The organism is Roseburia porci (genome assembly GCF_009695765.1).
GTDB classification, from domain to species: domain Bacteria; phylum Bacillota; class Clostridia; order Lachnospirales; family Lachnospiraceae; genus Roseburia; species Roseburia porci.
Genome location: NZ_VUNI01000009.1, coordinates 57,578 through 72,532, shown reverse-complemented (window position 1 = coordinate 72,532; position 14,955 = coordinate 57,578). Strand labels below are relative to the sequence as shown.

Annotated in this window: 15 protein-coding genes; 11 read left to right on the top strand and 4 right to left on the bottom strand. The window is 42.1% G+C overall.

Annotated elements, in window-relative coordinates; translation table 11 throughout:
- Positions 1–36: 36 nt before the first annotated feature.
- From FYJ75_RS07020 to FYJ75_RS07010, 3 genes are read left to right on the top strand one after another with little or no spacing between them, the layout of a single operon-like run.
- On the top strand, positions 37–357 hold the full coding sequence (locus FYJ75_RS07020; RefSeq protein ID WP_154429760.1) for a metal-sensing transcriptional repressor: 321 nt from the start codon (positions 37–39) through the stop codon (positions 355–357).
- A 51-nt stretch (positions 358–408) separates the two neighbouring features.
- On the top strand, positions 409–2,940 hold the full coding sequence (locus tag FYJ75_RS07015) for a heavy metal translocating P-type ATPase (protein WP_154429759.1): 2,532 nt from the start codon (positions 409–411) through the stop codon (positions 2,938–2,940).
- Between the two features lie 53 nt (positions 2,941–2,993).
- Positions 2,994–4,085, top strand: a complete 1,092-nt coding sequence (locus FYJ75_RS07010) for an endonuclease/exonuclease/phosphatase family protein (protein ID WP_154429758.1) — start codon at positions 2,994–2,996, stop codon at positions 4,083–4,085.
- Between the two features lie 65 nt (positions 4,086–4,150).
- Here the strand turns inward: FYJ75_RS07010 and FYJ75_RS07005 are convergent, their stop codons facing one another.
- The 3 genes from FYJ75_RS07005 to FYJ75_RS06995 are packed head-to-tail and all read right to left on the bottom strand — an operon-like array spanning position 4,151 to position 5,788.
- Complete coding sequence (locus FYJ75_RS07005) at positions 4,151–4,555, bottom strand: hypothetical protein (RefSeq protein ID WP_154429757.1); 405 nt, start codon at positions 4,553–4,555, stop codon at positions 4,151–4,153.
- Between the two features lie 19 nt (positions 4,556–4,574).
- Positions 4,575–5,255: a DUF4367 domain-containing protein gene (locus FYJ75_RS07000; protein ID WP_154429756.1), complete on the bottom strand. Its 681-nt coding sequence runs from the start codon at positions 5,253–5,255 to the stop codon at positions 4,575–4,577.
- Positions 5,255–5,788, bottom strand: a complete 534-nt coding sequence (locus FYJ75_RS06995; RefSeq protein ID WP_154429755.1) for an RNA polymerase sigma factor — start codon at positions 5,786–5,788, stop codon at positions 5,255–5,257. The genes FYJ75_RS07000 and FYJ75_RS06995 overlap by 1 nt, the downstream gene beginning before the upstream one ends.
- Positions 5,789–6,025: 237 nt before the next feature.
- Between FYJ75_RS06995 and FYJ75_RS06990 the strand changes: the two genes are divergently transcribed.
- From FYJ75_RS06990 to FYJ75_RS06965, 7 genes are all read left to right on the top strand, one after another.
- Entirely contained in the window at positions 6,026–6,373 is a 348-nt protein-coding gene (locus FYJ75_RS06990) for a hypothetical protein (protein WP_154429754.1), read from the top strand.
- Positions 6,374–6,450: 77 nt separating this feature from the next.
- Positions 6,451–7,212: a hypothetical protein gene (locus FYJ75_RS06985; RefSeq protein WP_154429753.1), complete on the top strand. Its 762-nt coding sequence runs from the start codon at positions 6,451–6,453 to the stop codon at positions 7,210–7,212.
- Between the two features lie 676 nt (positions 7,213–7,888).
- A complete protein-coding gene (locus tag FYJ75_RS14305; protein WP_195838965.1) occupies positions 7,889–8,065 on the top strand; it encodes a hypothetical protein in 177 nt (58 codons plus the stop codon).
- Between the two features lie 141 nt (positions 8,066–8,206).
- On the top strand, positions 8,207–8,689 hold the full coding sequence (locus tag FYJ75_RS06980; protein WP_154429752.1) for a metallophosphoesterase family protein: 483 nt from the start codon (positions 8,207–8,209) through the stop codon (positions 8,687–8,689).
- 225 nt (positions 8,690–8,914) lie between these two features.
- Positions 8,915–10,234, top strand: a complete 1,320-nt coding sequence (locus FYJ75_RS06975; protein WP_154429751.1) for an aspartate kinase — start codon at positions 8,915–8,917, stop codon at positions 10,232–10,234.
- 66 nt (positions 10,235–10,300) lie between these two features.
- On the top strand, positions 10,301–11,164 hold the full coding sequence (locus FYJ75_RS06970; protein ID WP_154429750.1) for a dipicolinate synthase: 864 nt from the start codon (positions 10,301–10,303) through the stop codon (positions 11,162–11,164).
- Positions 11,140–11,727, top strand: a complete 588-nt coding sequence (locus tag FYJ75_RS06965) for a dipicolinate synthase subunit B (protein ID WP_154429749.1) — start codon at positions 11,140–11,142, stop codon at positions 11,725–11,727. Before FYJ75_RS06970 ends, FYJ75_RS06965 begins: the two co-directional genes overlap by 25 nt.
- 127 nt (positions 11,728–11,854) lie before the next feature.
- Here FYJ75_RS06965 and FYJ75_RS06960 read toward each other — a convergent pair whose 3' ends face one another.
- Positions 11,855–12,103: a TIGR03905 family TSCPD domain-containing protein gene (locus tag FYJ75_RS06960; RefSeq protein WP_154429748.1), complete on the bottom strand. Its 249-nt coding sequence runs from the start codon at positions 12,101–12,103 to the stop codon at positions 11,855–11,857.
- A 170-nt stretch (positions 12,104–12,273) separates the two neighbouring features.
- Between FYJ75_RS06960 and secA the strand changes: the two genes are divergently transcribed.
- The gene (gene secA / locus FYJ75_RS06955; protein WP_154429747.1) at positions 12,274–14,844 is read left to right on the top strand and encodes a preprotein translocase subunit SecA; all 2,571 of its coding nucleotides are present in this window, start codon (positions 12,274–12,276) and stop codon (positions 14,842–14,844) included.
- Positions 14,845–14,955: the final 111 nt, after the last annotated feature.

Genomic DNA, 14,955 nt, shown 5'->3' with positions numbered 1-14,955 from the left:
AGGCAATTATGAAACGAGTGAAAAAAGGAGATACTTATGGGAGACAATCAGGAAGAAAAGAAATGCTGCTGTTGCCAGGACAAGACAAAGCACCGCAGTGAGAAAGAATATAAAGATCTGATCAACCGGTTAAGCCGGATTGAGGGACAGGTCCGCGGCGTAAAGGGAATGGTGGAAAATGATGCCTACTGCCCGGATATTCTGATGCAGGTATCTGCGATCACTGCTGCATTAAACAGTTTTAATAAAGTGCTTCTGGCCAATCATATCCGGACCTGTGTTGTGGACGATCTGCATGCGGGAAAAGATGAGGTTGTGGATGAACTTGTGACAACGCTGCAGAAACTTATGAAATAAAAGAAAACGAGTAAGTATCTGTAAAGAAAATACAGGAAAGGATGGAAAAATATGGACAAATATCAGGTGACAGGAATGAGCTGTGCAGCCTGCAGCGCGCATGTGGAAAAAGCAGTACGCGCAGTGGATGGCGTCGATGAGGTTGCCGTCAGCCTGCTTACGAATTCCATGACCGTTGAGGGAAGTGCTTCCCCGGACGCTGTGATCAGTGCAGTGGAAAAGGCAGGGTATGGAGCAGCACTTGAGAATCCGAATGGAGATGCACAGAATGCGGGTACCCATGGAGGGTATCAATCCGCAGATTCACTGAAGGATACAGAGACACCAAAGATTGCGAAGCGACTGATCGCATCGGTATGTTTTCTGATTCCGCTTATGTATATTTCCATGGGACATATGATGTGGGGCTGGCCGGTTCCGGAGGCAATCAACAATCATGTTGCAATTGCACTGACACAGTTACTTTTTACGGTGATCATAATGGTCATCAACCAGCACTTTTTTATCAGTGGATGGACAAGTGCTATTCACGGAGCTCCGAATATGGACACACTGGTCACACTTGGAGCGGCTGCTTCGTTTGGATACAGTGTATATGCGATGTACGCAATGGGCGCAGCATTACAGACCGGAGATATGGAGCTGGCACACAGCTACATGCATGAATTTTATTTTGAATCGGCAGCGATGATACTGACGCTTATCACCGTTGGAAAAATGCTGGAGTCCTACTCCAAGGGAAAAACAACGGATGCATTAAAAAGTCTGATGAATCTGGCTCCAAAGCAGGCGGTTCTGCTTAAGGATGGCAAAGAAGTGACTGTTCCGGTGGAACAGGTACAGATCGGTGACATTTTTGTGGTGAGACCTGGGGAGAGTATTCCGGTGGATGGCGTGATTTTAGAGGGAAGCAGTGCGATCGATGAGTCTGCTTTGACCGGAGAAAGTATTCCGGTAGACAAGAAAGAGGGAGATTCTGTATCAGCAGCAACGATAAACCGTGTAGGTTATCTGAAGTGCCGCGCAACAAGAGTCGGTGTAGATACCACATTGTCACAGATCATCCAGATGGTCAGCGATGCGGCAGCAACCAAAGCTCCAATCGCCAAGATCGCAGATAAGGTATCCGGAGTATTTGTACCGGTTGTAATAACAATCGCAGCGATTACAATTCTAGTGTGGCTTTTCGCCGGAGAGACTGTTGGTTTCGCACTTGCACGGGGAATCTCAGTGCTTGTTATAAGCTGCCCATGTGCACTCGGACTGGCGACACCGGTAGCAATCATGGTGGGAAATGGAATCGGTGCTCGCAACGGTATTTTATTTAAAAATGCCATGGCATTGGAGAACACCGGAAAAGCAGATATCGTTGTCATGGACAAGACCGGAACACTGACAACCGGAAAGCCTGTCGTAACGGACGTGATCCCGGTTGCAGCAGAGGAAAAACAGCTTGTTTCGATCGCCTGTGCGTTAGAGTCGAAGAGTGAACACCCACTTGCACATGCCGTTGTAAATTATGGAAAAAATGCTGAGCGTACGGATCATACAGTAGAAGATTTTACGGTGCATCCTGGCAATGGATTAAGCGGAACAATTGACGGGAAGATGGCATTTGGTGGCAATTTATCCTTCATGGAACAGCAGATGAGCATTGATGAGTCTGTGAGGGCACAGGCAGACAGGCTTGCAGGAGAAGGAAAAACCCCGGTGTATTTTGCATACGATGGCAGACTTCTTGGAATGATAGGAATTGCAGATGTATTAAAAGCAGATGCAAAAGATGCAATTCAGAAATTGCATCATATGGGAAAACGCGTTATGATGTTAACAGGCGATAACGAACGCACCGCACAGGCAATCGCAGCACAGGCAGGAGTTGATCAGGTAATTGCCAATGTGCTCCCACAGGACAAGGAAGCAAATATCCGCAAACTTCAGGGAAAAGGACTCGTGATCATGGTTGGAGATGGAATCAATGATGCGCCGGCACTGACGAGAGCGGATATCGGAATTGCGATCGGAGCAGGTACCGATGTGGCAATCGATGCAGCTGATGTGGTACTGATGAAAAGTGATATTTCGGACGTACCTGCAGCCATCCATCTGAGCCGCAAAGTATTAAAAAATATCCATGAGAATCTGTTCTGGGCGTTTTTCTATAACGTAATCGGAATTCCGCTTGCAGCAGGTGTGTGGATTCCGCTGTTTGGCTGGAAACTGAATCCGATGTTTGGTGCAGCTGCAATGAGCCTTTCCAGCTTTTGCGTGGTAACCAATGCCCTGCGGCTGAATCTGATGAAATTTGACAAAAAGAAAGCAACAGCAGAATCCGACAGCGGAGAATGCTGCTTAGATAAGAAGGAGGATCATAAAATGAAACAGACACTTGAAATCGAAGGAATGATGTGTGCACATTGCCAGGCACATGTAACCAAAGCACTCAATGATATGGAAGGTGTGACCGCAGAAGTCAGCTTTGAAAAAGGAACCGCAGAGGTGACAACGGACCGCGAAGTATCCAAAGAGGAATTTGCAAAAGTCATTGAAGAGGCTGGCTATAAGCTGAAAGGAATCCACTAACAGCATTGAAGTGGAGCGGGGATGGAATATAAATAATCTGGGGGATTTTATTTATGCAGGAAAAACAAAAGAAGAATGTGACAACGATCCTGAAAGCTGCCGGAATCGTTGTTGCAATTGCAGCAGCTGCTTTTCTGATTCTGATACTTGTACTTACCGTTACAGAATTTAAGCCGGCTGCGAAGGAGACACTGGATGTAGGTGGAAATGCATCCGGAACGCTTCATGAGGGAGACGATTTTTCCATTGTCACATGGAATATCGGTTATGGAGCGCTGGGAGCAAACGCCGACTTTTTCATGGATGGTGGAAAGCATGTTAGCACAGCCGACAGGGAACAGGTGCAGACGAACATTCAGGCAATCAGCGAGGAACTGAAAACATTGGAGCCGGATGCGGCGTTTCTTCAGGAAGTGGATCTGGATTCCAAGAGGTCGCACGGAATCAATGAGCAGGATGCAATCGTTGACGAATGGAAGGATTCTACATATAGTTTTGCAACCAATTATAAGGTACTCTATGTGCCATATCCGATTCCGACAATTGGAAAAGTAGATTGCGGAATCCTTACGCTGTCCGGCTATGAGATGGAAAATGCGGAGAGAATCTCACTTCCATGTCCATTTTCGTATCCGGTCAGAATTGCCAATTTAAAACGTTGTCTGATGGTGGACCGTATTCCAGTCGAAGACAGTGACAAGGAACTTGTTCTTGTCAATCTTCATCTTGAAGCCTACGATGATGGGGAAGGAAAAGCTGCTCAGACCAAAATGCTGAAGCAGGTGCTTCAGGAAGAAGTAGATAAGGGAAATTATGTAATCGCCGGAGGTGATTTTAACCAGAGCTTTTCCAATGTGGATATTAGTATGTATCCGCAGATCGATGAGGATCTCTGGCAGCCGGGATGTGTGGACGTTGATGAATTCGGCTCCGATCTGAATTTCGTGACAGATAACCGCACACCTTCCTGCAGGTCGCTTGACCAGCCGTATGAAGGTGCAGACCCGGATAAATTCCAGTATTATCTGATTGATGGATTTATTGTGTCATCCAATCTGACTGTGGATTCGGTCGAAACACAGGATCTTGGATTTGCAAATTCGGATCATAACCCGGTTCTTATGAAGGTTACGCTTGGAAAATAACAGGTTTTGAAACTGCCGCTTTACGAAAGGAATTTCGTGAGGCGGCTTTTTTCTGTGAAAAATATTTATTCAAAGGTTAAAACATCAGAATATAAAATTTTTTCTTCTTCATTTGCTTTCAGAATAGCTTTGATGCGATAGGTTCCTTTGGTTAACGCATAAGTTTCGACAACATTTGCACAGCGAGTTTTGGGAAAAACTCTCCATGACATGATTTTATCCCAATGATTTGGTTTTGTCTGCTGTTGTAGGATTAGATGAATATAAGTAGATTTTGTCTCTCCATTTCCATATACATAGGCGGTTATATTGGCATTCCCTTTTGGGGAAATGTCAAAAGCAATACCATAATTTGAAAGATATCCTAATTGTAATTGTGCCCGGTCTGCATTTTTACCAAAAACACTCATAGGCAGAAGTATAAGCAGAAAACAGATAATCAGTACAGTTTGTAAGATCTTTTTTTTCAATAGTTGTACTCCTTCGGTATTATTTTATCCAATGTTCGTAGATTCGTTTTATTTCATCGGTCTCCATATTATTAGCATTTATCATGAATATACTGCTGTGAAATTCACAATATGTAAAAACGGAACCATCATCGTATCTTTGAATTGTAATATCAACCCCGTTCATTGAGACGGTATCTTTTTGATCATACATATCATCAAAATAATTCTGAGCATGCTGGCTTACTGCCTGTTGATGAAGAATTAGTTGTTCGCCATTCGTATTCTCATAGGTTCGAATAATCGTATTTTCATTACAATGTGTATCTTGCAGAAAATAGCTGTCTGGAATGTATTCAGGAGTTTTTTCTTCAAAAGTATCTGAAGATGTAGTGTTATATGAAAAAAGCACTGTATTGTCGTATGAAACAAAGCTTTTTATTGTTTCGAAAAATTTTACTCGATAAGCATCGACGCTCATTACAATGGAAAAAAAGGATATGAAAATAATACATATAAAAATGGCAACACGAGAGGTTATTTTCTTTACTTTTTTCCACATTTCAATTTTACGTTCTTTTTGAAACAATCGATGCATCTTCCTTTCGAAAGAAGCAGAAAATACATAATTTGTGTCAGTAGATTTTTCCAGAGTATGTAAGATAGCAGAATCAACAACCGGCATATATTGATATAATATTTCATCATTTAATTTGACCATTATATTTCCTCCAGTTTTTTTAAAGCATCTTCGATCAGCTGTTTTCCTCTGAAAATTCGCTGTCTTACAGTTCCTTCGCGGATTTCCAGAAGTTGAGCAATTTCAGAATTGCTCATATGAGAAGAATATTTAAGTAAGAAAATATCTCTGTATTTAGGAGGAAGATCCTTTAGGATATCAAGCAGATCATTTTCCAAATCTGTATGCATATAGGTGACAGGAAGTTGGTTCTCTCCGAGTTCATCTACAAACATTTCCTGTTTCCGTTGTCTGTTTTGTCTGCGGTATAAATCAATTGCTGCATTTTTTGCGACGGTGACTAGATAACGCTTTGTATATAAAGATTCTATTTCGCCGATTTTATTCATATTTTGGGCAATATGGACAAAAGCGTCATGAACGGCATCCTCTGCAAGATATGGATCACGGAGAATATTCCGTGCAATTTTGAACATCAAATACCGATATTTTTCATATAGGATTACAAATTTTCGTTTGTCTTCTGGTGTATCGATCATCATCAGTAAAATCATGTTTGTACCTCTTTTGCCCACTTACTATTAATTATAACGAAAAAGGGGGTTACTTTGTTACATTTTTATAAAAATACAGATAAGAAAAAACAAATGTAACAAAATGATATTTCTCTTCGTTATATTTTTAAGAAAGAAATACAAGAAAAGGGGGACAATGAAAAAACAAAATAAAGCGCATCCTTCATTCATATTTACAGGAGAAGTAAAAAACAAGTACGAAAGAGAGGAAATATAATGGCTAATTATCCAAAATCATGTACAATCAAATGGATGGGACATGCATCATCAGAAAATAATGGAAATATTTCAATGGACTATTCAAAAGGGAATTTGTTTATGGGGATTCTCCTTTCTGGAACACCAATTATGGGGAGAGCATGTATTATATCAGCACATGCGTTAAATTTTGAATTTAAAGATGGAGGAAAGGAAGTACGTTTAGGAATTGATGGTGGAAATTTCGGGAAAACAATTCTTATGGATGTCACACCTAAGAATACTTATAAAGGAAAATCATTAGACTTTGCGGTTACGATTGCTGCGGCAACTACAAGTGTAATTATTGCAAAAGTAGGATGGTGAAAAGAATAGTTTACTTTTTTAATTTTTATATATAATTAAGTTGAGACCTAAATTTTGCGTATATGGGGGGAATAACAATGAAAATAAATAAAGCAGTAAGAGTTGCATGGATCTTGTTGGTCAGCACATCGTTTATGGGGTGCGGAACAGATCCGGCGGAAGATACGCAAAAAACAAATCAGAACGCAAAGGAGTCAGCCATTACGATCCAGAACATTGAGACAGAAGAAAATACAAAAACATTTCATATGAGTGCTGTGATACGAACGGAAGAGGAGATTGCGTCAGGGGAGTATGAACCGGATCATGCGCAGGTATACCGGACAGATATAGAACCGGTTGAACAGGGCTGGAGTATTGACTGGTATGGATTTTACAATGATATCGAACAGGTGGAAACACCAGTTATAAAACATAATTTTGAGACGTGTTTTAATGTACAAGGAAAACCTGTGGTTGGCAAAATAGAGGCCAGGCAGTTTGAAGTGAGCACAGACGGGAAACAGTTTGTAGTGTGGTTGACCCCATATTCCATATGTGTGCAGGGCGATACGGATATCAGCGAGGAGAATATCTTTTATACGATCACTGCTTCTGGAACAAAACAGAACGAATATTATGTTACCAGATTTCCAATATCTGATGAGAGAAAGGTATCTGAGAAAAAAGAAGAACCGCTTACAGAGACGGACACAGATGCAATTCCACAACTTGGAGATGGATTCGCCGGAGGCGATGAATCAGGCAATTCCAGTGCAGAATATATTTTCAGAGAAACAATCGCCCCCGCAGTATGGTCAGATATTCAGCAATTTCATTTTGAAACTGCCATCGAGTAGAAGTAATAGAACAAATTATCAGAAAATAACGCACAAATAAAACAAAATATAGAATAAAATAAGAGAATGTAAAAATAATTAGAAAAATATATTGACAATATGTAAAATGCATGCTATATTAAAGACAACAAAAGAACAGACATAGCAATCGAAGTTCTTAATCTAAGAAAGAGAGGTATAGTCCAAAAGGAACTGCATTTTGTTGAGGAGCAACCAAGCACACCAGACTTCATTCGGAAACCAGTGGCATTGATGATGAATAAGACAGGGAAGGAACTTTGAATAGATCCGTTCATCTGATACAAAGTCAATCCCAACCGCCATTTGAGGTGAAACATAAGAACAGAATCTGGAAAGAGAAGAGGTATCGTCCATTGGAAAATGAACAGCATTAGGCGCCATCTGAAGTAACAGGATTCGGATGGCGCCTTTTCATAATATTTAACAATGGGCAATGGAATGCAGGAATGTCATTCTGTGCAACTTTTTTTTACAGAAAAACAGATAGTACTTTATGACTATAACTTATCGCGTGAGCAAACGACTAACATTTCGTCAAGTGAAAATTTGGACAAATCCCGGAGAATCATTTGTCTAAAATGCCACATGGTTTTCTGATACAAGATATTGTATAATAAAGTTCGTTGGATACAAAGCTTAGTTAAGGAGTATTGTTATGACGAACGAAGTGTTGGATGAAGTTATGTTAAAAGGACAGTGTCATGGTAAGGCAGACGCAATCGTAAATTGCCAGTGCCATATTCAGGATGCAAAGGTTCGCTGTGAACAGGCGGATCATTGCATGTTTTACTCATACTACAAATGCAGTAAACACTGGAAAAGATTAGCATAACAGGGGTTATGATTCAAAAGGAAAAGGAAACGGTTTTTACAAAAACTCTTGAAACGGCAAAGCTGTCGTTGCAGGAGTTTTTTGCATTTTACAGAAAAATCTGCTATGATCGTTAGCAAATAGAATGGACAGGGATATTATATGAAGAGGATTTTGGTGCTGAGTGATTCGCATGGAAATGTAAATAATATGGTACTGGCAGTCAGAAACGAGAACCCGGATATGATCATCCATCTTGGAGACTGCTGGTCGGATGCTGCCCAGCTCCAGAAGAAATTTCCGCACATTCCGATGGAACAGGTTCCTGGAAACTGCGACTGCAGTCATGAGTTTGAGGAACGCATTCTGATGATCGAGGGAAGACGCGTTTTTATCTGCCACGGGCATACGATGAATGTCAAGGCGAGTTATCTGCGGCTTGCAATGACGGCAAAGGCGGAAGAAGTGGATGCGGCGCTTTTTGGACATACACACTGTGTATACCAGGATTTTTATGAGGGCATTGTTTATCTGAATCCCGGAAGCATTGGAGCACCACCGTACGGAACTCCGCCATCTTATGGAATTCTGACCATCGATGGAGGAACGGATCTTATTGATACCGATATCATATATATGGATTAAAGGCATTTGAATCTATATCTGTTACTTATGGGACATAAGTATGTTTATTACCAAGACGAATGATATTAATAATTAAATACTATAATTGAAACACAGGAAAAAAATTGACGAATTTTAAGCATATGGTATAATTAGCGGAGCGAGTTTTAACCTGAAACGGCTAAGAAAAGCGGTTAAAACGCGGGAAGCATTTTGAAATTGATGGGTCAGTAAGGAGCGAAAGAAATGGTTAAGGTTGTGAAATTTGGCGGAAGTTCACTTGCAAGTGCGGAGCAGTTCGCAAAGGTAGGAAAGATCATCCGTTCGGATAAAGAGAGAAAATACGTTGTGCCAAGTGCACCGGGTAAACGTAACTCAAAGGATACAAAGGTTACCGATATGCTGTATGCATGTTATGCACTTGCAGAAGAAGAGAAAGATTTCCGTGTTCAGCTGATGAAGATCAAAGACCGTTATGATTCGATCATCAACGGATTACAGTTAAAGCTGTCTCTGGAAGAGGAATTTAAGAAGATTTCCGAGAATTTTAAGAAGAAAGCCGGAGTAGATTATGCGGCAAGCCGCGGAGAATACTTAAACGGTATTATCATGGCTAATTATCTTGGATATACATTCGTGGATTCTGCAGAAGTAATCTTTTTTGACGAAGATGGCAATTTTGATGCAGACCGTACCGATAAAGTACTTTCCGCAAAACTTGAGAAGATTCCTACTGCAGTTATTCCTGGATTTTACGGTTCGAATCCGGATGGAAGCATCCGTACATTTTCAAGAGGCGGTTCCGATATTACCGGATCTATCGTGTCAAAAGCAGTACACGCAAGCATGTATGAGAATTGGACTGACGTATCCGGATGTCTGGTAGCAGATCCTCGTATTATCAAAGATTCCAAACCGATCAAGGTTATCACATACCGCGAACTTCGCGAGTTATCCTACATGGGAGCATCTGTTTTACATGAGGATGCAATCTTCCCGGTACGTAAGGCTGGTATTCCAATCAATATCAAGAACACCAATGCTCCGGATGATGAGGGAACACTGATCGTAGAAAGCACATGTCAGAAGGCAGAATACACCATTACCGGTATCGCTGGTAAGAAAGGATTTGTTGCCGTAAGCATCGACAAAGATATGATGAACTCTGAAGTTGGTTTCTGCCGAAAAGCACTTCAGGCATTCGAGGAGAACGGTATTTCCATCGAACATATGCCATCCGGTATCGACACCATGACTGTTTTTGTTCATCAGGCTGAGTTTGAAGGAAAAGAGCAGCAGGTTATCAGTGCGCTGCGCAGACTGGCTCATCCGGACATCATTGATCTTGAAGCAGATCTGGCACTGATCGCAGTTGTTGGACGTGGAATGAAGTCACAGAGAGGTACTGCTGGACGTATCTTCTCCGCACTTGCACATGCAAATATCAACGTTAAGATGATCGACCAGGGATCTTCTGAGTTAAATATCATCATCGGTGTAAGCAATGACGATTTTGAAAATGCAATTAAAGCGATTTATGATATTTTCGTTGAAACAAGACTTTAATATTTATAAAAATGCAGAACATAAAGTGCTCTCTTTCATATGATATATGGAAGGGAGCGTTTTTTTATGGATAGATATACGGTTATATTTGTAACAGATCAAAGACAGCAGTATATTGGCGATTATCTTCCGGGAAGATGTAAGGAAGGCAGTGTCAGGGATCTTGCGAATCTCATACGCAATGCGGGGAGGGTGATTCTTCCGACTCCGGTTTTGAAAATAGATAAATTACAGGACATCCGGTCCGTCGTCCGGGAGAATCTGATGATCAACCGTGAGGAAGGCATGATTCCGCAGCTTACGGTATTTGGAGGAAAGTTCTCAGAGGAGTGGAGACAATTCCTGGAAAAATATGAGATCCGTTACGTGGATTTTATGGATGAAGAGCAGGTTACACTGGAAAATGCGTGTGTGACAGCGGAAGCTGCGATCGCTGAACTACTGTTTCATAGCAGATATTCTATCCGAAATGAGAAATATATTGTTACCGGGTATGGAAGATGCGCAAAGGAAATTGCCGCAAGAATAGCCCTTCTTGGAGGAAGGGTCACTGTGCTTGCAAGAAGTGTAAGGGACCGGAAAGCGGCAAAAACAGATGGTCATAATGCTGCAGATTTTTCCTATGCACCGGAGGAGGCTTATGGAACACGCGGTGTAATCAACACGGTTCCGGCAATGGTAATCACAGAATCCATGATCCGGGAAATGCATAAGGATACCGTGATCATTGACATTGCCTCAAAACCTGGTGGAACGGATAAAAAAGCCACCGCAAAATATGAGATCCCTGTGATCGAAGCACTTGGACTTCCGGGCATCTATACACCGAAAAGCAGTGCAAAGATTCTTGCTGATTCTGTGATCCGGCATACGCTTCCGGAGGATGTAAGAAAAGAGGATAAATCATGGATTTTTCAAATTATAATATAGGATATGGAATTACCGGGTCTTTCTGCACATTTTCCAAATCCAGAAAGGAGGTCATCCGGCTGAAGGAGATGGGAGCGAATGTCATTCCTGTTTTCTCTTTTGCAGCACAAAGCTGTGACACCCGTTTTGGAAGTGCGCGGGAATATGTGGATGGAATCTGTGAGATTACGGAAAATGAGGGAATACGCACGCTCAGTCAGGCAGAACCGATCGGTCCGAATAACTTTCTGGACATTATGGTGATTGCCCCATGTACCGGTAACACGGCCGCAAAGCTCTGCAACGGCATCGTGGATACGCCGGTCCTTATGGCAGCGAAGGCGCATATGCGCAATGGAAAAGCGCTTGTAATCGCAATTTCCACGAATGATGCGCTTGGAGCAAACTTTAAAAATATCGGAATGCTGATGAACACGAAAAATATTTATTTTGTTCCATTTGGTCAGGATAATTTTAAAAGCAAACCAAATTCGCTGGTTGCGAAAATGGAACTTTTGCCGGAAACGATCGAACTGGCATTGAAGGGAAAACAGATCCAGCCGATCCTTCAGCCGCTGGACTGAAAAAGACAGCATTCATACCAGTATGAGCAGATAAAACAGATACAATAGAAAATGCCGGCTGACTGCCATGTTTTAGGTATCATGGAAGCCAGACCGGCATTTTGCAGAATCTTTACCAGATCTGAGATTATTTCTGGGAAGCCTCGATCAGTGCGTGTGCAAGCTGGTCTCCGCAGGATGTGTTTTTAAATCCACACTTGATGCCCTCCAGACGTGAGATGACTTCATCGACTGGAAGTCCTTCTACAAGGCTTGCAACTGCTTTCAGATTACCGTTGCATCCGCCTGTGAAATGAACATTATGTACTTTGTTGTCCTCGATATCGAATGTGATATCGGTAGAACAGGTTCCTTTGGTTTTGTATTCGTAAGTCATAGTAAATCCTCCTGTTTTGGTAACATTGAAACTTTGATGATTATAACAGGGAACCCTTGATTTTTCAACGGAACGTTAACAAAAAGTTTATAATTCGTTCACTCGTTCATGTTGTGTAAAGACATTGAAAGTGATACAATATCCATATTGCGTGAATAGGAGTTATAAATATGAGTACATTAACCAAAATTTTTGGTACCCACAGCCAGAGGGAATTGAAGAGAGTCTACCCGATCGTAGATAAGATCGAATCCTATAAGGAACAGATGGGTGCACTCTCAGATGAGGAATTAAAAGGAAAAACAAAAGAATATAAAGAGCGTCTGGAAAAAGGCGAGACTTTAGATGATCTGCTTCCAGAAGCTTATGCAACAGTAAGGGAAGCAGCACGCCGTGTGCTTGGCATGGAACATTACCGTGTCCAGCTGATCGGTGGAATCATCCTGCATCAGGGACGTATTGCAGAGATGAAAACAGGTGAAGGTAAGACACTGGTGTCTACACTTCCGGCATATCTGAATGCCCTTGAAGGAAAAGGGGTTTACATTGTAACCGTCAACGATTATCTTGCAAAACGAGATTCTGAGTGGATGGGAAAAGTTCATGAGTTTTTGGGGCTTACCGTTGGTGTTGTATTAAACAGCATGAACAATGACGAACGCCGCGACGCATATAACTGCGACATTACTTATGTAACGAACAATGAGCTTGGTTTCGATTACCTGAGGGATAACATGGTAATCTATAAGGAACAGCTTGTTTTAAGAGGACTTCATTATGCTGTCATCGATGAGGTCGATTCCGTACTGATCGACGAGGCGAGAACACCACTGATCATCTCCGGACAGAGCGGTAAATCAACCAGATTATATGAGGCCTGCGATATTCTTGCAAGACAGATGGAACGTGGTGAAGATGTTCCGGAGTTTTCCAAGATGGATGCACTGATGGGCATGGAGCAGGAAGAGACCGGAGACTTCATCGTAAATGAGAAGGACAAGATCGTCAATCTAACACAGCAGGGTGTCAAACGTGTAGAGCAGTTCTTTAAGATCGACAACCTTGCTGATCCGGAGAACCTTGAGATCCAGCACAACATCATTCTTGCACTTCGTGCACATAATCTGATGTTCCGTGATCAGGATTACGTAGTAAAAGATGATCAGGTTATGATCGTCGATGAATTTACCGGACGTATCATGCCGGGACGCCGTTATTCAGACGGCCTGCATCAGGCAATTGAAGCAAAGGAACATGTAAAAGTAAAACGTGAGAGTAAAACACTTGCTACGATCACATTCCAGAACTTCTTTAACAAATTTGACAAGAAATCCGGTATGACAGGTACTGCGCTGACTGAGGAAAAGGAATTCCGTGATATCTATGGAATGGATGTTATTGAGATTCCTACCAACCGTCCAATTGCACGTATCGATCATGAGGATGCGGTATACAAGACTAAGAAAGAGAAATTCCACGCAGTCGTAGAAGAAGTGAAAATGGCACACGAAAAAGGACAGCCGGTCTTAGTAGGTACCATTAATATCGATACCTCAGAACTTGTCAGTGGAATGCTTAAAAGAGAAGGAATCCCGCACACGGTATTGAATGCAAAATTCCATGAACTTGAGGCCGAGATCGTTGCACAGGCTGGACAGCATGGAGCTGTTACCATTGCCACCAACATGGCCGGACGTGGTACGGATATTAAGCTTGATGATGATGCCAAGGCAGCAGGTGGACTGAAGATCATCGGTACGGAGAGACATGAGTCCAGACGTATTGATAATCAGCTGCGTGGCCGTGCAGGACGTCAGGGCGATCCGGGTGAATCCCAGTTCTTTATCTCTCTGGAAGATGATCTGTTAAGATTGTTTGGATCTGAGAAGCTTATGGATATGTTTACAACACTTGGAGTTCCAGAGAATGAGCAGATCCAGCACAAGATGCTTACATCTGCGATCGAGAAGGCTCAGCAGAAGATCGAGGCAAACAACTTTGGAATCCGTAAGAATCTGTTAGAGTACGATCAGGTTATGAATGACCAGCGCGAGATTATTTATGCAGAGCGTCTCCGCGTATTAAATGGCGAGAACATGCGTGAGGTTATCTTTAAGATGATCCAGGACCGCGTGGAAAAAGCTGTCAATACCTGTATCTCAGCAGAGATTCCGAAAGAAGAGTGGAACCTTACCGAGTTAAATGAACTGATTCTTCCGCTCATCCCATTAGAGCCGATCACAGTAGAAGATCTGGATTCAGTAAAGAATAACAAACAGCTGATCCAGTATCTCAAGGAGAAAGCAGTTCTTCTCTATGAAGCCAAAGAAACCGAGTTCCCGGAGATCGAACAGTTCCGTGAGATCGAGCGTGTCGTTTTACTGAAAGTCATTGATCGTAAGTGGATGGATCACATTGATGATATGGATCAGCTCCGTCAGGGAATCGGCCTTCAGGCATATGGACAGAGAGATCCGCTGGTTGAGTATAAGATGGCTGGATTTGATATGTTTGATGACATGATCGCAGCAATCCAGGAAGATACCGTCCGTCTTCTGTTCCATGTCAAGATCGAGCAGAAGGTAGAACGTGAGCAGGTAGCAAAAGTTACCGGAACAAATAAAGACGAGACTGCGCAGAATGCTCCAAAGAAGCGTGAAGCAGCGAAAGTATATCCGAACGATCCGTGTCCATGCGGAAGCGGAAAGAAATACAAACAGTGCTGCGGACGACTGAAATAAAGAAGCACATAATATAATGAGATGATAAATCCCGGTGCACAGAACCCAATGCAGAAATGCATGGTTACTGTGTATCGGGATTTTTTTTCATAAAGAGGTATATGTATTGAA